Origin of the sequence: Colwellia marinimaniae, assembly GCF_002207865.1 — a bacterium.
In the GTDB taxonomy this organism is placed as follows: domain Bacteria; phylum Pseudomonadota; class Gammaproteobacteria; order Enterobacterales; family Alteromonadaceae; genus Colwellia; species Colwellia marinimaniae.
Window position 1 is genome coordinate 95,726 of the sequence record NZ_BDQM01000010.1, and the last position, 22,817, is coordinate 118,542.

Here is a 22,817-nt window from a genome sequence, read left to right on the forward strand (position 1 = left end):
AACAACTCACCATAGCAGCATAATTTCAAACAGGTCAAATATAATTCGTTTAACTACCATGAAAGCCATATAATTTAGATAAAAAAATACCCCGCTAAGCGAGGCATTTAAGTAATAGTAATAATAGATAATTAGTTAGCTTTTACCTGTTGAGTTTTCAAAAAATCGCCACCATTACCGGTTTCAACTAATTTGCCATTAATAAACTGTAAGAAAGTACATTCATCTTTTGTTGTTAAACCATCTTTATGTTTACGTTGGGTACGATAATATAAAACACGCACCGTATCATCGCCGTCAGTATAAGTCTCAGAAAAATCAGCGACACCTAAGTTTGCCTGCATATCCATAAAAGAAGCACCCAATTGAACGTTAGCAATTTTTTTACGGTTGTTGTAGGCACGATCTTTACTATCGCTGACAAAACCATGATCAATACCATCATCGTTTATTTTAATAACACAACCAGATAATGTCATTGCTAGTGGTGCAGCAATGAGTAAAGCAAGTATTGATTTTTTCATATCTATATTCCCTAGAGGTAAAATGTAATTGTTATAATAATCCTTTACTCGGAATTGCAAAAAACAAGCCAACCACATAAGTCATTGAATAGATGATATTTTTTAAAATACATCAATGAAGTTACAGACATTTTTAGTTATATTGGCTAAAATATAGTTAAATTAATTAATTATTTTTAATCAGTAAGTAAAATGACAATTATCGATGAAATTTTAATCTGTGCAAACCAACTTGCCAATGCAGGCAAAAAACCAACCGTAGCCTTGGTAAAAGCAAAGCTGAGCCAACGGACTCCGTTAGCCACATTAATCACCACATTAAAAAACTGGCAACACCAACCCGACTTTATTGCACCATTAAGTGCTAAAGAACAGCAAGTTAGTCAAGACAAATCGAGCAACGATAACACTGCCCTACTAGACTCTCTCGTTGAAAATGGCGCGGTAAAGAAAATAATTCAGCAGTCATTAGCGCAAGAGTTAACCGAGATAAAAAATGAATTAGCGGAAGTAAAACTGCTTATCAAAAACTTAACTGAGCAAGTCAATCAAAAAAAATAACATCTTAGCTCTTTATTTTAGTATCAGTAACTAAACTCTTTGGCGTTAATTGACCGATAAAGCTGACTAATGAATCACTGAGTTTTTTATGTGGTTGACAACCGACACGTTCCACCCAAACTTCACCATTAGTATTATCGACAGAGATAATCATATCTTCTTCATCGGTAACAGCAAAGAACACGGTTTCAGCCTGCTTTAATCTTTGCTTCATTAAGATATGACCAATGATATTCTCTTGTAAACGGTCAAAATCTTCCCTATTCCAAGCAAAAAGCAGTGATAACTGCCCTTCACTACACTCTGCTACAATTTCGCCACTGAAAATAGTGGTGAAATAAGTCTTTATATCCGGATGTAGTTCAAGATCTAATGCCGACTCAACATTACTAAAAGATAGCGTCTCGGTATTTTCATCCGTGACTGACTCAGTTTTCACCGCCACGGGTTGCCAATAATGATGACTATCATCATGTGGACCTAATTCACAAGGTGATAACCATTGCTCATCATGCTCTCTGGTAGGTAAATGTCCAAATTGCTTGATGTGTTGTTGGCTAAAGTCTTTACTAAAGGCTAAAAGTGATTGCGCTAAAGTTTTATTTGTAGATGTCATATAAAGAAAAGATCCTTTAAAATAGCAAGATACTAGCTCACTACTGAAAAATTTATGGCCAATTATCAAAATGCAACGGAACTAAGCAAGTTAACACTGGGTAAAAGTACAGAATATTGCAGCGAATATACCGCAGAATTGCTACAAGGAGTACCTCGAAGTTTAAATAGAGATGACTTAGCTCTAGATCCAAACAATTTACCCTTTATTGGCGAAGATGTTTGGTATGGCTATGAGCTTTCTTGGCTCAATGAAAAGGGCAAACCGGTAGTTGCAGTCGCTGAGTTTCGCTTTGCTTGTACCAGTGACAACATTGTTGAGTCAAAGTCTTTTAAGCTGTATTTAAATAGCTTTAATCAAACACGCTTTGCCAGTATCAAAGACGTTGAGCAAATATTAATTAAGGACTTATCAAACATTGCCGGCTCGCCAGCAAAAGTACGTTTATTTGCGGTCGATCACTGTCCCGCTTTAGCTATTGCAAAAAAACCAGATAATTGTATTTGTATCGATGGTGCTGATATCAGCATAGATAACTATCAATATGATGCACAGTTGCTAGCTCAAGCACAAAAAAAAGATAAAAGTGCTAAAGTTGAGGAGCATTTAGTTAGTCATTTATTAAAGTCTAATTGTTTAATTACCAATCAACCTGATTGGGCAAGTATTTATATTCACTACCGCGGTAAAGCCATAGATCATGCCACACTATTAAAATATTTGATTTCCTTTCGCCAGCATAATGAGTTCCATGAGCAATGTATCGAAAGAATATACTGTGATTTGCAAAAATTTTGCCAACTTGATGAGCTTACCGTTTTCGCCCGCTACACTCGACGCGGAGGGTTAGACATCAACCCGTTTAGAAGTAGTCATACTGAGCAAGCCCCTTTTGCCAGAACCTTACGTCAATAACCCAGCTTACTTTCTGCGAAAAGCATTAAAGCGAAATACTATTTCGCTTTAATGCTTATTTTTCACTCTGGTGTTTTTTCTGGCAAGTCAAGACCAGTCCAAGCCTTAAAAAATAGCTTTTGCTGCTGACTGGCCTTTGCTATAACAATAATTTTTAATTTATTTTTAGCTATAGCGCTAAGTTTAACCTTAGTCGTTGTTAGTTTATCTCGGCGAAAATAAGTGAACTCAATGGTTTGCTCTGCTTTAAAGTCTTTTAGACGATTAACCAGATCCTTATCTACTATGCGTAAGCCATCTACCGCGACAATAACATCCTCTGTGGTTAAGCCAGCATGCCAGGCCGGACTGTCTTGCTCTACGGAAGAAATAACTAAACCCTGAGTACCATATTTAGTGTTAAGGCCAGTCCATACCTTAGTTTGCTTGCTCGACTTATCCTCACCAGTTTTAGCATAACTCATTGCCAGTCCTGCTTTAGCCAGTAATAAACTAAAATCGATTTTTGCTGTACCGTGAATATTGTCTTGCCACCAAACTTGATAATTGCTACCCGTCACTTGTTTTAATATCTTAAGCACATCCGCTTCTTTATAACTTTGTGGTAGGCGATGTTGTTGGTATAGCTGGTTATGCACATTACGATAGCTTTTACTTAAGTCTGTTTTATTTAGAATATCAAAATCTAATAACCAAGAAGCTAGAAATCCTTCAGCATAGATATTGACACTATGATTATTACCATAATCGCCACCCTCGCTGATCCAAGCATCAAAACTTGCTTGTGCCACGGTTTGACTTGCTTGACCAGGTTTATGCATATACGCAGTAATTCGCTTAGCAAGTGCGCTAAAAAATTCATCTGTCGTCATTAAATTCCCGCGTAATAACAGTTGGTATTGTAAATAGCTGGTTGAACCCTCGACTAGCCATAACAAATTAGAATAATTTTCTTGCTGATAATCATAAGGCACTAGACCGTGAGGGCGATACTGTTTTACATTCCAAGTGTGAACAAATTCATGAGCAACAACGGCAATAAAGCTGAGATAGTCTTTACGGGTCGAAAACTTAAAACGCGAACGTTGGATGATGGTTGAATTAACATGCTCAGTTGCACCACGAGCACCACTCGTGGCATGCACCATAAAAACATAGCGTTTGAACGGGTAACCTTGCCAAATATGCTTACTTTGTTTTACCAATACTTTTATATCTTCTACCATTTTGACGCTGTCATAATTACCTTCGCCCCAAATAACCAGCTGATAAAGTCGACTGTCAACACGAAACTCATGATGTTCGTTAATACCCGTTTCAATGGGTGAATCAACTAATTGGTCATAGTTGGTGGCAATAAATTGATGACTATTATTACCTGACTCTAAGCCAGAAAAACTACGCCACAATTTAGGGACAAAAAGCTGGACAGTATGTGGCAAACTTCGACTTGCCTCAGTGTACATAACCACGGCTGAGCTATCTAAAAAGGCATGACTATCATCTATATGACGAGTTCTTTGCGCCAATTGATTGGCATACACTTGATAACTTAAGTGAATTTTTTTATTTTTACTACCACTTACTTGCCAAGTATGTTTATCAATTTTACGCCAACTAAGCACATTACCCTGACTATCCTTAGCGATAAAATCACGAATGCCATTCGCTAAGTTCAAAGTCTTATATCGTCCGGTACGCCACGTAGGTAAATAGAAATTGACCTGCTCTATATTACTTTTGTCAAATTGAAGCTCTACCTTAGCGAGGTGATGCTCGGGCTGCTCGATGATAATATTAACTTTTACGCTCGCATGAGCAGATATTAGTTGTGCAATAAATAAAGATATTGCTATTATTACTTTTATTTTATAGTTAAACACGCAAATAGGTTCTCTCATTATGGGTAGACAAGGTGGTCACTCTAACATCTAGCGATTTTAACAACGAATAAATACTCAATGTTATAAAAAATCAACATGGGCCAATAAAAGTTGTTTTTTTACCTCTATGTTGATAAATAACGTTATTATAGTGAAAAATATCATATACTAAGAACAACGTAAGTGCCCTAAACACGTTTAATGGCTAAACACTAAATAAAGTAAATCACTTAGCACTAGACATCACTCTACATTAGGATAAATCGGATTTATGAATGACAGTTCTGTTGCCAAAAAGCAATTAGTTGCATTGAAACGAAAGCTTGATAGCGCAATTGAGTCTCGTAATTCACTAGAAGAAGATGCTAATCTGCATTCAAGTCTGCTCATTCAATTCATTACTAAATTATCCCTAGTTTCTAAAGGTATTGATCTTGAATTAGACAACCGCTTAGCTCAGTTAAGAATGTTATTCAGTAAGTCAGCCCCCCTTAATGACATAGAAGCAAAAATTGTCGTTATAAGTAAATTATTACAGCAACACAGCATAACCAATGAAAAAAACATTGCTCACCTGCATGACCAATTTAATCAAGCAGGTGAGAATTTACAAAAAATCAATGGTTTACCTGGTGATTTACGCAGAGAGCTACGCGGGTTATTAAGCAAAACAAAAGAAAGTAAAGACGCTTTAATACAATATGTTCCGTTACTAAGTCAATTGTTAGCTTTTTATGATTACGCCCTAAAAGCTAAAAATGCGCCAACTAAACAAGGTGTTTTACCGTCTGCTCAGCTTATTTTACCGGTAAGTCAGTCAAAAAATGACATCAACTTAGCACTTTTTGACAGCAGTATCCTTGAAAAAATATCAGTGTCACTTAGTACCTTGCCCTTATCTAAAGGCCACACCAATGAGTTATTAGCGATTAAGAAAAAGCTAATGACAGATAAGTCTAGTGATGAAGTACTCCTTCACCTCATCGACATATTTGATGTCATCGTTGCCGACTTTAAAGATGAACAAAATAGTGCTAAGAATTTTTTAACCCGCCTGAGTGCGACGCTAACAACGGTGCAAAGTGCAGTAAAAGAAACTATTGTTACACAAAAAAAATCGCAGAAAACCAACGAAAAAATAAACCAGAAGTTACAAAGCCAACTGGTTGATATGACGGGTACAGTCGAAAAAGCATTATCACTAAATCAAGTAAAAGAAGACATAAATGAAAAACTGCAGTTTATCGCCAGCACCTTGGAGCAAAAATCAAAATTTGAACAACAAAGTCACCAAGAACTAGCGGACAAGCTCAATGATATGTCTGCTAAGGTAGATCAATTAGAACAACAAAGCCGAGTGTTTGAACATAAACTGATCGATCAGCAAAGAAAGAGTATGCAAGATGCGCTGACCAAACTGGCAAACCGAGCTGCCTTTGATAATTATTTTGCTAAAGCTATGGTACGTTTTCACCATAAACCATTCCAGCTAGCCTTAGTGGTACTGGATATTGATGATTTTAAAAAAATTAATGACACCTATGGTCATACGGCAGGCGATAAAACGTTACAAGTCATTGCCAATACCATAGTAAAAAACGTCAGTAAAGGTGTTTTTGTTGGCCGCTATGGCGGTGAAGAGTTTGTCTTGATTTACTCTCAAGCCCAAGAACAGGCCTTAACTCTTGAGCTGAATGCGCTAAATAAATACATAGCTCGCCTACCCTTTAAGTTTAAAAGTAATAAAGTTAGTATTACCCTTTCAATTGGCGCAACCCATATAAGAGCTGATGATAACATTCACATCGCTTTTGAACGTGCTGACCAAGCAATGTATAAAGCAAAAAAACAAGGAAAGAATCAAGTTATTTACGTTAAGTAGCTAGCTAAAATAGCTGCTTCAACACCTCATAAAAAATAGCGATATTTTTATCAGAATAATGACTGATAAAAATCAGCATAAAAGGAGTGAGTTATGCATACTCAAATTAACCCTGTTGGTAATATGAACTTGCTATCACAAGCCGAAGTAGATCAGTTACAAAAATCGGTTAGTAGCACCTTATATACATTATATCGAAATTGTTCTCTCGCCGTACTTAACGCCGGTTCAAATACTGATGATGCTGAAGAAATATATCAAAAATACCTTACCTTTGAAATACAGGTATTAAGGCGAGAACGCGGGGTAAAAATTGATTTAAAGAATCCTCCCATTCATGCCTTTGTCGATGGCAAAATCATCAGAGGCATCAGAGAACATCTTTCGGCCGTATTACGCGATATCCTTTTCCTTAATAGCCGTTATAGAACTATGCCAAGCTCGTCAGAAGCAATTACCGATGCAACTTTCGATATCCTCAGAAATGCCAATGTTATCTTACCTGAGACTGAGCCTAAGTTAGTTACTTGCTGGGGCGGTCACTCCATCAAACACAATGAATATAAATATACCAAAGATGTCGGTTACCAACTGGGTTTACGCGGCTTCAACATATGTACCGGTTGTGGCCCAGGGGCAATGAAAGGCCCGATGAAAGGCGCAACAATAGGACACGCAAAGCAACGTAATAAAGATGGCCGCTATATTGGCTTAACCGAGCCAAGTATTATTGCTGCTGAGCCACCCAACCCAATAGTGAATGAATTGGTTATAATGCCTGATATTGAAAAGCGTTTAGAAGCATTTGTGCGCATGTCACATGGAATTATTATTTTTCCTGGCGGCGCAGGGACTGCCGAAGAATTGCTGTATATTTTAGGTATTATGCTCAATGAAGCAAATTCTGAGCAACAATTACCGATTATCCTGACCGGTCCGGCCAGCGCCATTGAGTACTTTCATGAAATAGATGATTTTATTGGTGCCACCTTAGGTGAAAAAGCACAATCGTTATACCAAATAGTGGTGGACGATGCCGCTAAAGTCGCTCAAGTAATGAAAAGCGGCTTAAACAAGGTACTTGCCCACAGAAAAAAAACGGGTGATGCCTTTCATTTTAATTGGTCACTGATGATAGCCGAAGACTTTCAACATCCCTTTGAGCCAACTCATGAAAACATGGCAAATCTAACGATTAGCTATAAACTGTCTACGGCTGAGTTAGCGGCTAACCTACGTCGCATTTTTTCTGGCATAGTTGCCGGGAACGTTAAGTCAGGAGGCATCAAAGCAATTCGAGAATTTGGTCCTTTCGAAATATCTGGGGATAAGAAAATAATGGCATTAATGGATAAACTACTGGCCTCTTTTGTCAGTCAACAGCGGATGAAATTACCTGGCAGTGAATATATTCCATGTTATAAAGTTATTGAGGCTTAACATTGTCCGCTCACTTAATACTCATTGATGCGCTAAATTTAATTCGCCGTGTGTACGCCGTACAAGAGCGCCCCTTTATGAAAAGAAAACAGCAGCACGGCGATAAGTTATCGGCTAACACACAAGAGCAAGTCTTATTTAACACTCAAAAGAATTGTGTAAATGCGGTGATTAAAATTATCAAGCAGCTTGAACCAACACACGCACTAGCCGTTTTTGATAGTCAACAGCCCTGTTGGCGCTACCAGATTTTTGCTGGTTACAAAAAAGGCCGTAAAAAAATGCCAGAACACCTTGCGCAAAAACTAACCGCTATACAAGATGCATTTATGGAGCAAGGGGTTGATTCACTCACCTCTGTAGAAGATGAAGCAGATGATCTTATTGCTACTTTAGCGGTAAAAATGGCTTTGCACGGGCAAAAGGTTACTATCATTTCAACAGATAAAGGTTTTCTGCCTTTACTTAGTCCTAACATTCATCTTTATGATTACTTTAATCGCCGTTATTTGGATGAAGAATATGTCCAACAAAAGTTTGCTATTAAGTCTTCGCAACTGATCGATTTTTGGACATTAACAGGCGACAATACCAATAAAATTGCTGGGGTAAGTGGCATTGGCCAAGTTAATGCGGCTAAACTAATTAATCAATATGGTTCATTAAAGGCCATAGTTAACGCCACAGACCTAAAGGAGTCGCTAAAAGAGAAATTACTACAAAGCGATGAGCAAATGGCTTTAGCCAGAAAGCTGTTAACGTTAAAAAAAGATATCCCTCTTGGCTTTAATTTAAAAGATATCCGCCTAACAACACCTTCATCATCTCCCAGAATTAATGTTGATATAATAGCCATTAATAGTGATAGCAACTCATTATAACAAGATAAATAACTATGAATAAAAAAATAATTGGCAGAATATTACTTGCACTAACCGTTTATGGCATCTTTGTCGCCCTAGTTGTCACCTTTTATGATGACAGCCCAGATCAAATGAAATGGAAAGACAGAGAAGCCTATAATCGCCAATTTATTGCTAAGATAAAATTAGAACAATTTACTTTTGAGCAAGCATTAAGTCAGTTAGGTAGCCCAGACATTACTGAAGCCAGAACGGTTAATGAGGTAAACTATCAAGTCATGTTTTACCGTACTCAGCATGTAAAATCTGATGGCATAACCACGCAAGATGAATGCTCCTTCTTGCTTTTTGTCAACGGCACACTCAAAGAAATTGGTTTAGGTAATAATTACCCTGAGCAATGGGGCATTATTAAAAACCACCTTAACATAAGAAAAAACCTAGCCACTATAGACTAAAGTCAGATTGAACCTGACTTAGTAAACCTCTACTATTCCTTGTTAGTTTGCAAAAAGACTTTGGCTCTTTTTTGCCGGTAACGATAAAAACTTTCAAGCTCGCATACATAACATTACCATGATATAAATGGCCAATAAAGCACTGAGCTGACCACTTAGTCACTCGGCTTTACATAAGTAAATGTTTCTCCACTAGCATTACACAATTAATTTAATGTATGTCATTGTTAATTAGAGCATAAACATATGACGTATTATTCTACAGTATTCCTTAAAAATAGGATGACAAGGTGAACTTAATGACTAAAAAAACCATCACGGTAATTCCTGGCGACGGTATCGGTCCAAGTATTATCGATGCCACGATTAAAGTATTAGATAAAGTAGGCTGTGATTTTGAATATGAATTCGCAGATGCTGGTTTAACCGCCTTAGAAAAACATGGTGAGTTAATACCAGAAGAGACCATTACGCTTATTGAAAAAAATAAAATCACCTTAAAAGGTCCGTTGACGACCCCCGTTGGTGAAGGTTTTACCTCAATCAATGTCACCTTGCGTAAACAATTCAAATTATACGCAAACCTACGCCCAGTATTGTCATTTAAGGGCACGAAGGCACGTTATGAAAACATTGATATTATCACCGTACGTGAAAATACCGAAGGCATGTATTCAGGTGTCGGCCAAGTCATCTCAGAGGACGGTAATAAAGCCCAAGCCATGAGTATAATTACCCGTGATGGTGCTGAAAAAATAGTAACCTTTGCTTATGAAACCGCACGTAAAGAAGGTCGTAAAAAGGTAACCGTTGTTCATAAAGCCAACATTTTAAAGTCAACCTCAGGTTTATTTCTAAAAGTTGCCCGTGAAGTTGCTCTGCGTTACCCAGAAATCGAGTCAACTGAAATGATTGTTGATAACTGCTGTATGCAATTAGTGATGAACCCCGAGCAGTTTGATGTCATAGTAACAACGAACCTCTTTGGTGATATTATATCTGATTTATGTGCGGGTTTAGTTGGCGGCCTTGGTATGGCGCCAGGCGCTAATATTGGTGAAGATTGTGCCATTTTTGAAGCGGTACATGGTAGTGCACCGGATATTGCGGGTAAGAACTTAGCGAACCCAACGTCAATGATGTTAGCTGCTATTCAAATGCTAGAGTATTTAGAGATGAGTGACAAAGCAGAAAAAATCAGAGCTGCCATTACCGATGTGATTGCCTCGGCTGATAGAACAACCGGCGATTTAGGTGGAAGTCATGGCACTACCGACTTTACCCAAGCGGTACTTGAGAGGCTATAACGCTTAGCGTCTTAAGCGTAACTGTCTAGACAAAAAAGCTATCTAGTTAATGAATAAACTGGATAGCTTTTTTATTTGCTAGCTTGTTAAAAAACAACGCTAGCGATTACTCTTTTTCTTTAAGCGGCGCTGGAGAAAGTAAACGTGCATGGACAGTGATTTCTTCACGATCATAATACAGGTGCTTGGCATAAAGTTCATATTTGACATTATGTTCGTCAAATGCATCTTTAATGGCTTGTAAGTCATTAGTAACTTGTTGATAACGGCCCTTCATTGGCAATTTCAAGTTAAACATCGCCTCTTTACAATACCCCTTAAGTAACCATTCACTCATTAGTTTAGCGACTCGTTGCGGCTTCTCTATCATGTCACACACCATCCAATGGACATTGTGCTTCATTGGTATGTATTTAAAGCCATCCATCATCTTATGTTTGACTTGTCCTGTTGCCATTAAAGACTCGGCCATGGCACCATTGTCGATGGCAGTAACCATCATACCACGGCGCACTAATTGATAAGTCCAACCGCCTGGGGCTGAGCCTAAATCGACAGCATGCATACCTGAAGTTAACCGTTCACCCCACTCATCACGAGGAATAAAGAATAAAAAGGCTTCATCAAGTTTCAAGGTAGAGCGACTTGGTGACGCACTAGGAAACTTTAATCTAGGAATGCCCATCACGTGTGGTGAGCTATTACGCACTAATGAAAAACCTAATATTACTTCTTGTCCGCTTAGAAATAGCGCATGTAAAATGGCGCCATCGGGATCATCAGCTGAATTGTTACCTTTCTGGGTCAGCAATTTCTTTTTACGTAAAGCTTGGCGCAAAGGCACAGACAGCTTGCGACAAAATTTACTTAACTCCTTGCCATCATTATCATCCGCCATTTCCATACGTAAATCGCTATATTGCCATTCAGTGCCCAAGGCTTCAATGATTGCTTCAACACGATTATAATCAGGCAAGGCGAGTGTATCAGTGACTGTGACAAACCATTGACGGGCAAAAATAAGTCGCTTAAGAGGCAACTTATTCATTAATGCTTCACCGTGTTCACTTTCTTGTAAGTGAAAAAAAACAATGCCTTTATTTTTCTTTAGCTCTAAATAGCCATACATTTCATTCCAAGCAGCTTTTTCTTGGATTTCTGCACCACACTCTTTTTCAAAGCCTGGACGACAAAATAATACGATGGAAGTCATATGTTGTTTTTACCTTGTATATCTAACGACCTTTTAAAACGCTATATTCGTCAGAGTATTAACAGTACAAATACTGTAGTTAAAAATTATTTTTACCTTCAAATGCTAATAATAACCAAGCTAGCGCAAAGGCAATACCACCAAAAGGGGTTAACTTACCGATAACAGCAAGTTCAAAAAATGATTTAATATAGATTACGCCACAAAAGCACAAAATCCCTATGACAAACGCAATACAAGCACTAAGTAGCACTTTAGATGATTTAGCTGTTTTCAACCAAACCAAGGTCGAAAATAACGCAAGTGTATGAAAAAATTGATATTGTAATGCTGTTGCTAAGCTAGATTGAACCTTTACTGGTAATGCTTGACCGCCATGAGCCAGCCAAGCGCCGAATAGTACAGAAAAACAGCCACTGATACCAACAAAAATCATCATAGTTTTCAGTAAAACCGTGCTGCTCTTAGATTTAACTTGCTGCTTGATCATATTAGTACTGTTCATCATCTTGCCTTATGCTCAACATTGTTAGCGACTATTAACTGGTCAATAAAGTCGACAATTTCCTTAACCGCGCGCTGCATATGTCCTTGATAAGTATAACCCGACTTAACTCTTGGCTTTAAACTGTGATCGCCATCAGGTAAAAACACACAGGTACAGTGCTCAGGCAGCTGGTAGCTGATAATTTCTTCTTTCGTGCCTAAAGCATCACGCTCACCTTGTACGATTAAAATTGTTTTACTGGCAGTAAATAAAGGTTCAAGGCGCAGTTTTTCTGGTTTTTTAGCTGGATGAAACGGGTAGCCTAAACAAAAGACAGCGGATATTTCACTGAGTAAATTAGCATTTAATACCTCTGGATCAGCAACTAAGCTCGCCGCAGCGCGTGACCCCATAGATTTTCCGCCAATAAATAAGGGCAGCGCCTGACTTTTTTGCTGTGCAAGCACATGCTCAATAACGGCTTGATAGCAAACCAACAGCTTGGGCATTCTATCTGGGGGGTATTTTATCCCTGTTAGTGCCCTTTTATCCATAAAGGGGAAATTAAAACGCACAACATTAATAGCCGCGTTATTAAGTAACCGTACTATTTCAGCCATAAACTCATGAGACATATCTGCACCCGCGCCATGAGCAAATATAACTTGCGCCCTAGCACATTCGACCGTGTCAAAAATCATATTAATATCATTGCCATCGGCGCTGGTGATTACTTGTTGCTTTACCGGTATCTTGGCCATTAATTTATTTGTCCATCGGTGATTAGCTCTTGCTCTGCTTCGACCATATCTAACATCCACTTTCTAAAGGCCGCGATTTTACCGATGTCTTGCTGATTTTCACGACATACGATGAAATAGGCGTTTTTACTCACTAATACATCGTTAAAGGGACAGACTAAACGTCCCGAATCAATATCCGGCTTAGCTAAAACACTGTAAGCCAAAGCAACCCCTTGACCGTGTAAAGCGGCTTGTAAAACCATAGCAGAATGACTAAAAATAGGTCCATGATTCAAATTAGCCCCTTTAACACCAACTTGTTTAAACCAGCGTTTCCAGTCCCGGCGAGAGGTATCATGGAGTAAATTATGCTTTGATAAGTCGTCTAATGATAAAAGAGCCGGTTTACCATTGGCAGCATGCTCTTGCATTAATAAGGGAGAGCAAACGGGGATAAGGTATTCGGTATGCAATTTATCAGCATGGATATTGGGCCAACGTCCACGTCCATAATATATAGCAACATCGACATCTTCTGTCAGTGAATTCTCTGCTTGATCTACGGCTTTAATCCTAACATCAATATCTTCATGTAAGGCATTAAAAGTAGTTAACCGAGGAACTAACCATTGGATGGCAAAGCTCGCCTGTGAACTGACTGTTATCGACCCTTTCGCTCCACGAGCTAACAAACGTTCGGTCGCTTCATGTAGTGAGGTAAAAATATCTTTTATATCTAAATAATACGACTGACCTTCCTCCGAGAGTAATAAAGCACGGTTTTTTCGCATAAACAATTTAATACCTAAGTACTCTTCTAATGATTTAATTTGATGGCTTATTGCCGCTTGCGTGACAAAAAGCTCTTCTGCTGCTCGCGTAAAACTGAGCTGCCTTGCCGATGCTTCAAATGCTCGCAAAGCTTTTAATGGGGGGAGTATATTAGCCAAAAGTCACCTACAAATTTTAAATATTATTTATAATATATGCACTATAACACTGCATAAAAACTTACCAATCAAGCATAACAATTATTCATTAGTTTTTCTAATACATAACATCAATTTAAGTCGTTTTATTTCCTTTAACAACTTGTGTATTATTCACACCGTAGATGAAGGACATCATCTCAACGTTTTATAAAACTCAGGTATAGCGTGTGTTCCCAACCCACACGCTTTATTTTGAAGAGTAAAACCAGCGCGAGAAAAGGTCCTAATATATCTATAGGGAATAAAAATTTATTATTAGGTTATATACAGGACAAACAACATGAAACTAAGCATTAAAAAAACTAACTTACTTGCCGTATTATTCGCCACCACTTTATTGAGTACTGCAGCCACTGCTGCCTTACCAAAAACTGCACTAATTAAAGCTGAGCCAGTGAATCAAACTCAACTGACTAGTGCTGCCCATAACAACCTAAAGTTTTCGTTAACACCAGTTACCATTAACTATACTATACAGTCAACAGACTCAGGCTTTGCCAAACAAAAGCACATGGCTAATCAAAATAAGTCAGTTATTTTAACTAAAATAACATTAATTGCAGATTAATTAGATTAATTGCAGGGCGATTAAATTTAGCCTGCATCTTAACATATGCCAAAATGCAAGCCCATTTAGTGAAGTACAACCTTAGTGTTCGAGATCACAAATAAAAAAAGGTGTCCTAGGACACCTTTTTATTGCTTTCAATTCTTGTTGTTTACTTATTACCACCCTAGTTAGCCGAGTTAACATCCGCTAACCCTAACGTGCTAGGGTATTAATCAGTACTTAGTGGAGTAAAACTCTTCACTAAATCATCTATCGCTTTCATTTGAACTAGATAAGGCTCTAATTTATCAAGTGGTAATGCACAAGGGCCATCACATTTAGCCGCACTAGGATCAGGATGTGCTTCAATGAACAAGCCAGCGATACCTATTGCCATACCACTTCGGGCTAGCTGTACGGCTTGAGCACGACGGCCATCAGCACTATCACTGCGTCCACCAGGTTTTTGTAGTGCGTGGGTGGCATCAAATATAACCGGCGCGTAATTTTTCATCTCGTCCATTGCTAACATATCAACGATAAGATTGTTATAACCATAACAACTGCCTCGCTCACACAAGATAATGTTGTCATTGCCAGCTTCAGCGAACTTGGTAATGATATGTTTCATTTCATGGGCAGCAAGAAACTGCGGCTTTTTAACATTAATGACTGCGCCGGTTTTCGCCATGGCGACCACCAGGTCGGTTTGTCTGGCTAAGAATGCGGGTAATTGAATTACATCAACAACTTCACTCACAGGTAATGCTTGGTACGGCTCGTGTACATCAGTGATAATAGGTACATTAAAGGTAGACTTTATTTCTTCAAAAATTTTCAGACCTTCATCTAAGCCAGGGCCTCGGTAGGAGTTGACTGAAGAGCGATTTGCTTTATCAAATGAGGCTTTAAATACATAAGGGATGCCTAGTTTCTGCGTAACTTCAACATATTTTTCAGCAATTCTCATGGCAAGGTCTCGTGACTCAAGCACATTCATACCGCCGAATAATACGAAGGGTCGCTCATTAGCAACCTCGATCCCCTGAACCGAAACTGATGTTATTGTCATAAATTATTCCTAAATATAAAAAAGCGTAAAATACCACTGTATTTTACGCTTTTAGTAAAAGTACTATACCCAAGCGACTTCAATATGCTCGTTTCAGGACATCTGAGCGATTCATGATCAAGGCGCGTATTTTATTAATGGTTATTCCCTTAATTACATACGCAACGATGAACATGATTTTCTCAGATGTCCCCGTAGGGCTGGTTTAGAAACGCTTTATCCATCGTTATTGATTTCGATAATAGAATAACTATTCTCTTCAATCAATGCCTTGCCTAAAGACGTTTCTAATTCCAGCTGAATCCTGCATTTTGAGGTGGCTTGGGTATTAAGTAGCCGTTAGCTTACTGTAACATCTTCATTAGTTAAACATTAACTACCAGCGACTATTCTTAATAATTGTCCACATATCCACGCCATATAGGTGCCTAAAGCATAACCTAGGACAGCAAGTAGTACTCCTACAGGTGCTAATGACGGATGGAATGCCGAAGCAATTACTGGTGCTGATGCTGCACCACCGATATTCGCTTTACTGCCGACCGCTAAGTAAAAGATTGGCGCTTTGATAATTCTACCGACAACAAATAATAAAATAATGTGAATCGCCATCCAAATAAGACCAATAACTACATATTTAGGTGCTTCGGCAATTTGCGTGATATCCATATGTAAGCCGATGGTGGCAACTAAAATATATAAGAAGCAGCTACCCACTTTTGAAGCACCGACATGTTCAAGCTCTCTTACTTTAGTAAATGACAAGCATAAGCCGATAGTCGTTACTACGAGAATAATCCAGAACAATTTGCTATGTAAGCTGAATTTTTTCAACTCTGGGTAGTTCAGTTGGAAAAATGGTACCAATAAGTCAGCGACAAAATGCGCAAAACCTGCCGCACCAAAAGCGACGGCAATAATAAGCATTAAATCTTTTAGCTCAGGCGTTCTTTTATGCTTTCGTTCATTGGCTTCCACTCTGGCAATAAGTTTGTCAATACCTGAGGTATCAGCGCCACTTTTGGCATCAATAGCCTTATGGTTAGCCGCAATGTACAGCAAACAAGCCATCCAGAGATTTGCCACGACAATATCTACCGTGACCATGATGGTAAATATTTTACCGTCAGCTTCAAAAATTTCTTTCATCGCCAACATGTTTGCACCACCACCAATCCAGCTTCCGGCAAGGGCAGCCATACCACGCCAAACAGCTTCAGGACCAGTAACACTAATTAACTCAGGCCAAATAGCAGAAACTATTAATAAAGAAATAGGGCCGCCAATAACCACACCAACCGTACCGGTTATAAACATAATTAGCGCTTTACTGCCAAGACCAACAATAGCTTTAATATCGATACTTAAGGTTAACAGTACTAAACATGCGGGTAGCAGAAAGTATTTGGCCACGTAACCCACTTTACTAACTTCGGCGCTAACGATGCCAAAGGTATTTAATAAAGAAGGCAATAAATAGCACATTAATAACGCCGGTACATATTTATAAAATTTTTGGCAAGCGCTATTTTTACTATTAGAAGTATAAAACACAAAGCCTAGAATAAGTGTCAAAATCCCCAGTACTACCGCGTCATTGGTAATGAGTGGCGCATTCGCCACAATATTGTCTTGCATCATTTTGCCTTTTTATATTTATTTTTTGATGAAGTGAACATTTTAATGAAGGACGTTATTACCGACATCAATTTTTTCAAGTTGAATTTTTAATATTTTGGCGGCGGGATCTTGAGGACATTGCTCAACGAAGTAGCGATAATCATCCACAGCCACTTTAAAGCAATCAAGTTGGTGTAGCAAAAAACCACGGTCTCTTCGTTGCAGTGGATCGTCTGGGTTTAATGATAAGATAACATCAACACACGTTAATGCCTTATCAAAAGCCTGCTCTCGGATCAGAGCGTTTTTCAATGCCGAAAGATGCTCAACTAAGGCGACATGATCATCAAGGGCGACTAAGTCTTGCTCTTCAGGGTCGCCTTCGAGATCATCTAAACGTAAATCAAGTTCAGCCCAATCGAGTGACTCGCCAGTTACCGCGTCAAAAATAATAGCATATTGCTCATCACAGCACAGGCGTACCATGATTTTATTCGGAATAAACACCAAATCAGTTTCAAAGCCACAAGCACTAATAATTTCTTTGACCACAACCGCCTTAACCATGGGCGACATAGCACGTTGATTTAACGATGTTGCTACCCGATAAGCAGAAATAGGCCAACGAGTCTGATAGCTGTCAATAAATAAATGTTGATAGTACAATTCATTAAGCAAAGCTTCAGCTTTCTCTATAGGTGATTCAATTTCACTAACGACAGCAATACATTGACTGATAATTGTCTCTAAACTATCTAGTGATGCATACATTTTGACAATTTCTTGGTCGCTATCGGCAAAAATATGTTCTTCAAGTAAAACAAGTTTTTGCAGCAAATCTTTATCTTTAGATTTTAATTCTGATAAAAACAATTCATTCATAACAGCTTATTTATCCGACTCCATATTATACTTATCTGGTAGACCTAGTATGCACACTAACACTTAGCTAAAAAAGAAGGCTTCTCGTGTCATGGCTAAACGTACAATCAGCATTACCCAAGCTATTGCACCTAAATAGCCTATAATTTGCATCGGCTTATTACGCGCTAATTTCAAGGTGTAATATCCGGTCAAAATATAAGCAAATAACGCTAAAATCTTTTCAGCTAGCCATAATTGTTCCATGGGGTTGAAATGTAGTTTTACTGCGAGAGTAATACCGGCAATCAGTAAAAAAGTATCAATAACATGAGGGCTGATTTTCAACCACTTGCTATCAAGCTTTTTTGAGGCCATTAAGGTCAAAATAAAACGATAGGTAAATAAACTAACGCTAAGTACCGCAAGGGCTATATGTAAATGTTTCAAAGTTATTCCTTTTATTAAACTATTTTGCGCATAGTGTAGCGACTTTAGGTTAATAAATCGTTTTAAAGTGTAACCCTAGACTATAAATCGGCTATTTATACTGATTATCTAGATTAATGCCTAGGCAAACGAGCCCAAGTAATACGTTCATGACCATTAAAGTCTCTGACTGTTTGTACGTTATCATACCCTAAGCTGGTTAAAACATCTCGCACCGCTTCCCCTTGTTGGTAACCATGTTCAAAGAAAAGTGCTCCTTGAGCTTTAAGAAAATTTAGTGCTTGTTGCGCTATGTGTTTAATATCGCCGAGACCTTGCTCATTAGCCACCAAAGCTGATTTAGGTTCAAATCGCACATCACCTTGACTTAGGTTTTCGTCCAAGGCATCGATATAAGGCGGGTTCGACACTATAACATCAAACTTGCGCTCATTAACCGCACTAAACCAGTTACTTTGAAAGATATTGACTTGCGTCAAGTGTAAATCTTCAGCATTTTGCTTGGCTAGTTTCACCGCCTCAATATTAAAATCAATAGCATCAATTTGCCAATTCGGTTGCTCAGATGCTAACGCCAGGGCGATTGCACCTGTTCCTGTACCGAGATCTAAGCAGTGCAATGACTTTACTTCACCAAAATTATCAAGTACTAATTCAACCAAAATTTCGGTGTCTGGACGTGGAATAAGTGTTGCGGGTGAAACTCGAAAAACGAGTGACCAGAATTCCTTTACCCCTATAATATAGGCAATAGGCTCACCAGACATCCGTCTTTTTAATAAGGCTAGGTAATGTTGTTCATCTTGTTTAACAAGCTCTCTTTCGGGCCAGGTAAGCAAGTAGCTGCGCTCTTTATGCAACACAAAAGCCAAGAGGATTTGTGTATCAAGTTTAGCACTGTCGGAGAAGCAAACTAATTGCTCACGACCATATGCTATCCAATCGGCTATAGTACTATTATTCACTGGCGTTAACAAAATAGAGTTAATGTTTTCCGGCTAATTCAGCTAATAAATCGGCTTGATTTTCCTGCATTATCGGCTCCATAATCAAGTCTAAATTACCTTCCATAATTTCGCCTAGGCGATATAAAGTTAGGTTAATACGGTGATCACTCATGCGACCTTGCGGAAAGTTGTAGGTACGAATACGCTCAGAACGGTCACCACTGGCCACTAAATTACGACGTGATGACTCTTCCTCACTACGGCGTTCTTCATCTGCAGCCTGTTGCAGACGCGCTTGCAGCACTGACATTGCTTGAGCCCGGTTTTTATGTTGTGAGCGCTGTTCTTGACACTCAACCACAACACCTGATGGAATATGGGTAATACGAATAGCTGAATCCGTTTTGTTTACATGCTGACCACCCGCGCCTGAGGCACGGAAGGTATCAATTTTCAAATCGGCTTTATTAATTTCAATGGCATCTACTTCAGGAACTTCAGGCATAACCACCACAGTACAAGCTGAGGTATGTACTCGACCTTGAGACTCAGTTTCTGGTACACGTTGCACCCGATGGCCGCCAGATTCAAATTTCAGATGGCCGTAAACGCCTTCACCATTAACTTTCATGATCAGTTCTTTATAACCGCCCTGCTCACTTTCACTGCTGTTCATTACTTCAATTTTCCAGCCTTTCTTTTCTGCATAACGGCTGTACATTCTAAATAAATCACCAACAAAAATAGCCGCTTCATCACCACCGGCGCCGGCACGAATTTCAACAAAACAGTTATTATCGTCATTAGGGTCGCGTGGTAATAATAAAACTTGTAATTCATCGGCAATCTTAGCAATCATTTTTTTAGTTATTTTGTATTCTTCCTGTGCCATTTCTCGCATCTCAGGGTCTTCATCTTTAAGCATCATCTCAGCAGCGGAAAAGTCACCTTCCGCTATTTTATAATTATTAAAAACTGAAGTCACCGCGTCGAGCTGCTTAAACTCTTTAGATAATTCACGGAATTTATCTTGATTAGCAATGGTTTCTGGATCGGATAATAAAGCTTGCACTTCTTCGAAACGCTCAACTAGCACTTCAAGTTTTTGATAAACTGATGATTTCATTAAAATGTACTTATATTTCAAATAAGGAAAACTAAATTATTACTATTCTATCACAGTAATAACGCAATCCACCATGCTCGATAAAAAATGTCACTTGCGGCTAACGGACTGAGTAAACAATACTTAGGTTAACAAGATGACTTGGCTATATAGCTAAGATAAGGACTAGAGTACTAGTCTTGGGGATCAATATTAAAGATATCACGTAAATAAAGTAGTTTATCCAGTTCGCCACCTTGAGCGGCAGACTGGAGCGCACTGGTTGGTGCGTGCATGAATTTGTTGGTGAGCTTAGTGGCGAGTTCCCCTAAAACAGCCTCAGAATTTTTACCATTTCTTAATTGGCTAAGGGCTTTTTCGAGTAAAACATCACGGTTGTCTATACATTGTTTACGATAACTAATAACCGTATCTTGGGTGTTTAAACCTCGTAACCAAGCCATAAATTTATCAGACTGGCTATTAACAATACTTTCTGCTTGTACAGCGGCTTTACGTCGATTTTCAATGTTCTTCGAGATAATGCCTTCTAGGTCATCTACGGTATATAAAAAAACATCTTCAAGTTCTGACACTTGCTCTTCTATATCACGAGGTACGGCGAGATCAACCATAAAAATAGGTTGATGTTTACGCGATGCTAAAGCTTGTTCAACCATACCTTTACCAATAATGGGTAAAGTGGAACCAGTAGAGCTGATAACAATATCAGCATGACACATATGATCAGGTATTTGCGCTAAGGTGATGACATCTGCGCCAATTTTTTTAGCCATATTCTCAGCACGTGCCAATGTTCGGTTGGCCACGGTGATTTTTCCGACATTATTTTCATAGAGATGTTTAGCAACTAATTCTATCGTTTCACCGGCCCCCACTAGCAGTACTTTAGTTTTTTCAAGACTGCCAAAAATATGTTTGGCTAAGTTTACTGAAGCAAAGGCAACAGATACCGCACTAGCGCCAATATCAGTCTCTGTTCGAACTTGCTTGGCCACGCCAAAGGTACGTTGAAATAATCGGTCCATAACCAAGGACATTGAACCGGCAGCTTTAGCTTGGCTGTAAGCTTGTTTCATTTGTCCAAGGATTTGTGGTTCACCTAAAACAAGCGAATCTAAACCACAAGCAACACGCATCATATGATTAACGGCTTGCTTATCTTTATACCAATATAGGCTAGGTAAAATTATTGAGGCGGGTACGTTATGATAATTTTCTAACCATTTAACAATACGTTGTTGGGTAACTTCAAAGTCGCCATCTTGTACTAGGTATAGCTCTGTTCTATTACAGGTAGAAAGTATGGCAACTTCACGGCACTGTACTGCGTCAAGCATTTCTTGTAGGGCGATGGAAAGCTTATCTGGATTAAAAGATATTTTTTCTCTTACCGCTACTGGCGCAGTTTTATGATTAATTCCAACAGCAACTATCGACAAAGTAATAAACCTATTGTGTAAACATTTCTGACAAGTTTTAGTCAACTTGTTTTAACTCGTTCCGCAAGTATAACTCAAGATCCGCATATAAAATATGATCTGTGATAAAAGACCCTAAAAATAATACTGCTATTTACAAAGACTAAAAAGCTATGTTCAAATAACAATTATCATCGCTTGAAAGAATTACCGTCAATGATTAAATTTTTTAATACTGCCCTTTATCCACTTTACTTATTTCCCCTGGCCTTATTTACCCTGATATTTTCAGGCTGTAGTACCTTGCCCAGCAAAGAAACGCAATTGCTAATTACACAAACACCTCAACAAAGAATTGCTAAGCTAGCGCAATTACAACAATGGCAGATAACAGGGAAAATAGCATTTTTGGCGCAGAATTCACGTAAGAGCGCGACATTATCTTGGCAAGTTGACGAAAAGAAAGGCACTCAACAGCTAAATTTAACCAGCTATTTTGGCATTAATGTCTTACAACTCGAATCTTATAATAATCAACATAAGATTCGCGTGGATGGAAAAACCTATCATGGTAATAATTTAGCAGCGCTTATTCTCAACATTACCGGCTTATCATTACCAACAAAAGCGTTAAGCTACTGGCTTAAAGGTATCCCCTACCAAGAAAATGATAGTATTAGTTACCATAAAATAACACAGCTACCACAAACCTTATCAAGCCATTATAATAATGAGCTATGGCTAGTCAGTTATAGTAACTACCAGCATATTAACGGCTATAACTTAGCAACTAAATTTTCAATTAAAAAAGAGGATTTGTTAATTAAAATTTCGGTCAATCATTGGTCAGTGACTGGTCAATAGCCGATCAGCAACCACGCTTTGT

The 22,817-nt window shown here is 38.5% G+C and carries 23 protein-coding genes; 9 read left to right on the forward strand and 14 right to left on the reverse strand.

What is annotated here, in order from left to right:
• Positions 1-131: 131 nt before the first annotated feature.
• Complete coding sequence (locus tag MTCD1_RS08240) at positions 132-524, reverse strand: DUF3192 domain-containing protein (RefSeq protein ID WP_057181539.1); 393 nt, start codon at positions 522-524, stop codon at positions 132-134.
• Positions 525-716: 192 nt separating this feature from the next.
• Here MTCD1_RS08240 and MTCD1_RS08245 point away from each other — a divergent pair, with 192 nt between their 5' ends.
• A complete protein-coding gene (locus tag MTCD1_RS08245; protein WP_057181540.1) occupies positions 717-1,085 on the forward strand; it encodes a hypothetical protein in 369 nt (122 codons plus the stop codon).
• Positions 1,086-1,089: 4 nt separating this feature from the next.
• Here the strand turns inward: MTCD1_RS08245 and syd are convergent, their stop codons facing one another.
• Positions 1,090-1,701 carry a SecY-interacting protein gene (syd, locus tag MTCD1_RS08250; RefSeq protein ID WP_057181541.1) on the reverse strand — a complete coding sequence of 204 codons (612 nt, stop codon included), beginning with the start codon at positions 1,699-1,701 and terminating at the stop codon, positions 1,090-1,092.
• Between the two features lie 54 nt (positions 1,702-1,755).
• Here syd and queF point away from each other — a divergent pair, with 54 nt between their 5' ends.
• A complete protein-coding gene (queF, locus tag MTCD1_RS08255; protein ID WP_057181542.1) occupies positions 1,756-2,616 on the forward strand; it encodes an NADPH-dependent 7-cyano-7-deazaguanine reductase QueF in 861 nt (286 codons plus the stop codon).
• Between the two features lie 62 nt (positions 2,617-2,678).
• Here queF and MTCD1_RS08260 read toward each other — a convergent pair whose 3' ends face one another.
• A complete protein-coding gene (locus tag MTCD1_RS08260; protein ID WP_057181543.1) occupies positions 2,679-4,517 on the reverse strand; it encodes a M61 family metallopeptidase in 1,839 nt (612 codons plus the stop codon).
• Positions 4,518-4,770: 253 nt separating this feature from the next.
• Here MTCD1_RS08260 and MTCD1_RS08265 point away from each other — a divergent pair, with 253 nt between their 5' ends.
• The 5 genes from MTCD1_RS08265 to MTCD1_RS08285 all read left to right on the forward strand — a co-directional run bounded on the left by MTCD1_RS08265 (position 4,771) and on the right by MTCD1_RS08285 (position 10,449).
• On the forward strand, positions 4,771-6,381 hold the full coding sequence (locus tag MTCD1_RS08265; protein ID WP_057181544.1) for a GGDEF domain-containing protein: 1,611 nt from the start codon (positions 4,771-4,773) through the stop codon (positions 6,379-6,381).
• 93 nt (positions 6,382-6,474) lie between these two features.
• Positions 6,475-7,821: a nucleotide 5'-monophosphate nucleosidase PpnN gene (ppnN, locus tag MTCD1_RS08270; RefSeq protein ID WP_057181545.1), complete on the forward strand. Its 1,347-nt coding sequence runs from the start codon at positions 6,475-6,477 to the stop codon at positions 7,819-7,821.
• 2 nt (positions 7,822-7,823) lie between these two features.
• Positions 7,824-8,702: a flap endonuclease Xni gene (xni, locus tag MTCD1_RS08275; protein ID WP_057181546.1), complete on the forward strand. Its 879-nt coding sequence runs from the start codon at positions 7,824-7,826 to the stop codon at positions 8,700-8,702.
• A gap of 14 nt (positions 8,703-8,716) precedes the next feature.
• Complete coding sequence (locus tag MTCD1_RS08280; protein WP_057181547.1) at positions 8,717-9,142, forward strand: DUF3192 domain-containing protein; 426 nt, start codon at positions 8,717-8,719, stop codon at positions 9,140-9,142.
• Positions 9,143-9,441: 299 nt separating this feature from the next.
• Positions 9,442-10,449, forward strand: a complete 1,008-nt coding sequence (locus tag MTCD1_RS08285; RefSeq protein ID WP_057181548.1) for an isocitrate dehydrogenase — start codon at positions 9,442-9,444, stop codon at positions 10,447-10,449.
• A 106-nt stretch (positions 10,450-10,555) separates the two neighbouring features.
• Here MTCD1_RS08285 and rlmM read toward each other — a convergent pair whose 3' ends face one another.
• The 4 genes from rlmM to MTCD1_RS08305 form a co-directional block, all read right to left on the reverse strand.
• Entirely contained in the window at positions 10,556-11,662 is a 1,107-nt protein-coding gene (rlmM, locus tag MTCD1_RS08290) for a 23S rRNA (cytidine(2498)-2'-O)-methyltransferase RlmM (RefSeq protein WP_057181549.1), read from the reverse strand.
• Between the two features lie 79 nt (positions 11,663-11,741).
• Positions 11,742-12,167 (reverse strand): DUF423 domain-containing protein, encoded by a 426-nt coding sequence (locus MTCD1_RS08295; RefSeq protein ID WP_057181550.1) that lies wholly within the window; start codon positions 12,165-12,167, stop codon positions 11,742-11,744.
• Positions 12,167-12,910 carry an alpha/beta family hydrolase gene (locus MTCD1_RS08300; protein ID WP_197410281.1) on the reverse strand — a complete coding sequence of 248 codons (744 nt, stop codon included), beginning with the start codon at positions 12,908-12,910 and terminating at the stop codon, positions 12,167-12,169. The genes MTCD1_RS08295 and MTCD1_RS08300 overlap by 1 nt, the downstream gene beginning before the upstream one ends.
• Positions 12,910-13,842: a transcriptional regulator GcvA gene (locus tag MTCD1_RS08305; protein WP_057181551.1), complete on the reverse strand. Its 933-nt coding sequence runs from the start codon at positions 13,840-13,842 to the stop codon at positions 12,910-12,912. The genes MTCD1_RS08300 and MTCD1_RS08305 overlap by 1 nt, the downstream gene beginning before the upstream one ends.
• Before the next feature lie 322 nt (positions 13,843-14,164).
• Between MTCD1_RS08305 and MTCD1_RS08310 the strand changes: the two genes are divergently transcribed.
• The gene (locus tag MTCD1_RS08310) at positions 14,165-14,452 is read left to right on the forward strand and encodes a hypothetical protein (protein ID WP_057181552.1); all 288 of its coding nucleotides are present in this window, start codon (positions 14,165-14,167) and stop codon (positions 14,450-14,452) included.
• Positions 14,453-14,663: 211 nt separating this feature from the next.
• On the opposite strand, the gene kdsA is transcribed toward MTCD1_RS08310, so the two are convergent.
• The 7 genes from kdsA to hemA form a co-directional block, all read right to left on the reverse strand.
• The gene (kdsA, locus tag MTCD1_RS08315) at positions 14,664-15,506 is read right to left on the reverse strand and encodes a 3-deoxy-8-phosphooctulonate synthase (RefSeq protein ID WP_057181553.1); all 843 of its coding nucleotides are present in this window, start codon (positions 15,504-15,506) and stop codon (positions 14,664-14,666) included.
• Between the two features lie 372 nt (positions 15,507-15,878).
• Positions 15,879-17,144, reverse strand: a complete 1,266-nt coding sequence (locus MTCD1_RS08325; RefSeq protein ID WP_057181554.1) for a DUF819 family protein — start codon at positions 17,142-17,144, stop codon at positions 15,879-15,881.
• Positions 17,145-17,186: 42 nt separating this feature from the next.
• Positions 17,187-18,008 (reverse strand): SirB1 family protein, encoded by an 822-nt coding sequence (locus MTCD1_RS08330; protein ID WP_057181555.1) that lies wholly within the window; start codon positions 18,006-18,008, stop codon positions 17,187-17,189.
• A 63-nt stretch (positions 18,009-18,071) separates the two neighbouring features.
• A complete protein-coding gene (locus tag MTCD1_RS08335) occupies positions 18,072-18,437 on the reverse strand; it encodes a SirB2 family protein (protein WP_057181556.1) in 366 nt (121 codons plus the stop codon).
• Between the two features lie 113 nt (positions 18,438-18,550).
• Positions 18,551-19,402, reverse strand: a complete 852-nt coding sequence (gene prmC / locus MTCD1_RS08340) for a peptide chain release factor N(5)-glutamine methyltransferase (protein WP_057181557.1) — start codon at positions 19,400-19,402, stop codon at positions 18,551-18,553.
• Between the two features lie 19 nt (positions 19,403-19,421).
• On the reverse strand, positions 19,422-20,510 hold the full coding sequence (gene prfA / locus MTCD1_RS08345; RefSeq protein WP_057181558.1) for a peptide chain release factor 1: 1,089 nt from the start codon (positions 20,508-20,510) through the stop codon (positions 19,422-19,424).
• A 173-nt stretch (positions 20,511-20,683) separates the two neighbouring features.
• Positions 20,684-21,952 (reverse strand): glutamyl-tRNA reductase, encoded by a 1,269-nt coding sequence (hemA, locus tag MTCD1_RS08350; RefSeq protein ID WP_057181559.1) that lies wholly within the window; start codon positions 21,950-21,952, stop codon positions 20,684-20,686.
• A gap of 195 nt (positions 21,953-22,147) precedes the next feature.
• Here hemA and lolB point away from each other — a divergent pair, with 195 nt between their 5' ends.
• Positions 22,148-22,795, forward strand: a complete 648-nt coding sequence (gene lolB, locus MTCD1_RS08355) for a lipoprotein insertase outer membrane protein LolB (RefSeq protein ID WP_057181560.1) — start codon at positions 22,148-22,150, stop codon at positions 22,793-22,795.
• The last annotated feature ends 22 nt before the right edge of the window (positions 22,796-22,817 follow it).

Excerpts from the sequence above, each read along its gene's own strand:
- queF (WP_057181542.1), top strand. The coding sequence starts at position 1,756 with ATGGCCAATTATCAAAATGCAACGGAACTAAGCAAGTTAACACTGGGT.
- MTCD1_RS08310 (WP_057181552.1), top strand. The coding sequence starts at position 14,165 with ATGAAACTAAGCATTAAAAAAACTAACTTACTTGCCGTATTATTCGCC.
- kdsA (WP_057181553.1), bottom strand. The coding sequence starts at position 15,506 with ATGACAATAACATCAGTTTCGGTTCAGGGGATCGAGGTTGCTAATGAG.
- MTCD1_RS08285 (WP_057181548.1), top strand. The coding sequence starts at position 9,442 with ATGACTAAAAAAACCATCACGGTAATTCCTGGCGACGGTATCGGTCCA.
- ppnN (WP_057181545.1), top strand. The coding sequence starts at position 6,475 with ATGCATACTCAAATTAACCCTGTTGGTAATATGAACTTGCTATCACAA.
- MTCD1_RS08245 (WP_057181540.1), top strand. The coding sequence starts at position 717 with ATGACAATTATCGATGAAATTTTAATCTGTGCAAACCAACTTGCCAAT.
- syd (WP_057181541.1), bottom strand. The coding sequence starts at position 1,701 with ATGACATCTACAAATAAAACTTTAGCGCAATCACTTTTAGCCTTTAGT.
- rlmM (WP_057181549.1), bottom strand. The coding sequence starts at position 11,662 with ATGACTTCCATCGTATTATTTTGTCGTCCAGGCTTTGAAAAAGAGTGT.
- MTCD1_RS08300 (WP_197410281.1), bottom strand. The coding sequence starts at position 12,910 with ATGGCCAAGATACCGGTAAAGCAACAAGTAATCACCAGCGCCGATGGC.
- prfA (WP_057181558.1), bottom strand. The coding sequence starts at position 20,510 with ATGAAATCATCAGTTTATCAAAAACTTGAAGTGCTAGTTGAGCGTTTC.
- MTCD1_RS08260 (WP_057181543.1), bottom strand. The coding sequence starts at position 4,517 with ATGAGAGAACCTATTTGCGTGTTTAACTATAAAATAAAAGTAATAATA.
- MTCD1_RS08295 (WP_057181550.1), bottom strand. The coding sequence starts at position 12,167 with ATGAACAGTACTAATATGATCAAGCAGCAAGTTAAATCTAAGAGCAGC.
- MTCD1_RS08330 (WP_057181555.1), bottom strand. The coding sequence starts at position 18,008 with ATGAATGAATTGTTTTTATCAGAATTAAAATCTAAAGATAAAGATTTG.
- MTCD1_RS08265 (WP_057181544.1), top strand. The coding sequence starts at position 4,771 with ATGAATGACAGTTCTGTTGCCAAAAAGCAATTAGTTGCATTGAAACGA.
- MTCD1_RS08240 (WP_057181539.1), bottom strand. The coding sequence starts at position 524 with ATGAAAAAATCAATACTTGCTTTACTCATTGCTGCACCACTAGCAATG.
- MTCD1_RS08325 (WP_057181554.1), bottom strand. The coding sequence starts at position 17,144 with ATGCAAGACAATATTGTGGCGAATGCGCCACTCATTACCAATGACGCG.
- MTCD1_RS08280 (WP_057181547.1), top strand. The coding sequence starts at position 8,717 with ATGAATAAAAAAATAATTGGCAGAATATTACTTGCACTAACCGTTTAT.
- lolB (WP_057181560.1), top strand. The coding sequence starts at position 22,148 with ATGATTAAATTTTTTAATACTGCCCTTTATCCACTTTACTTATTTCCC.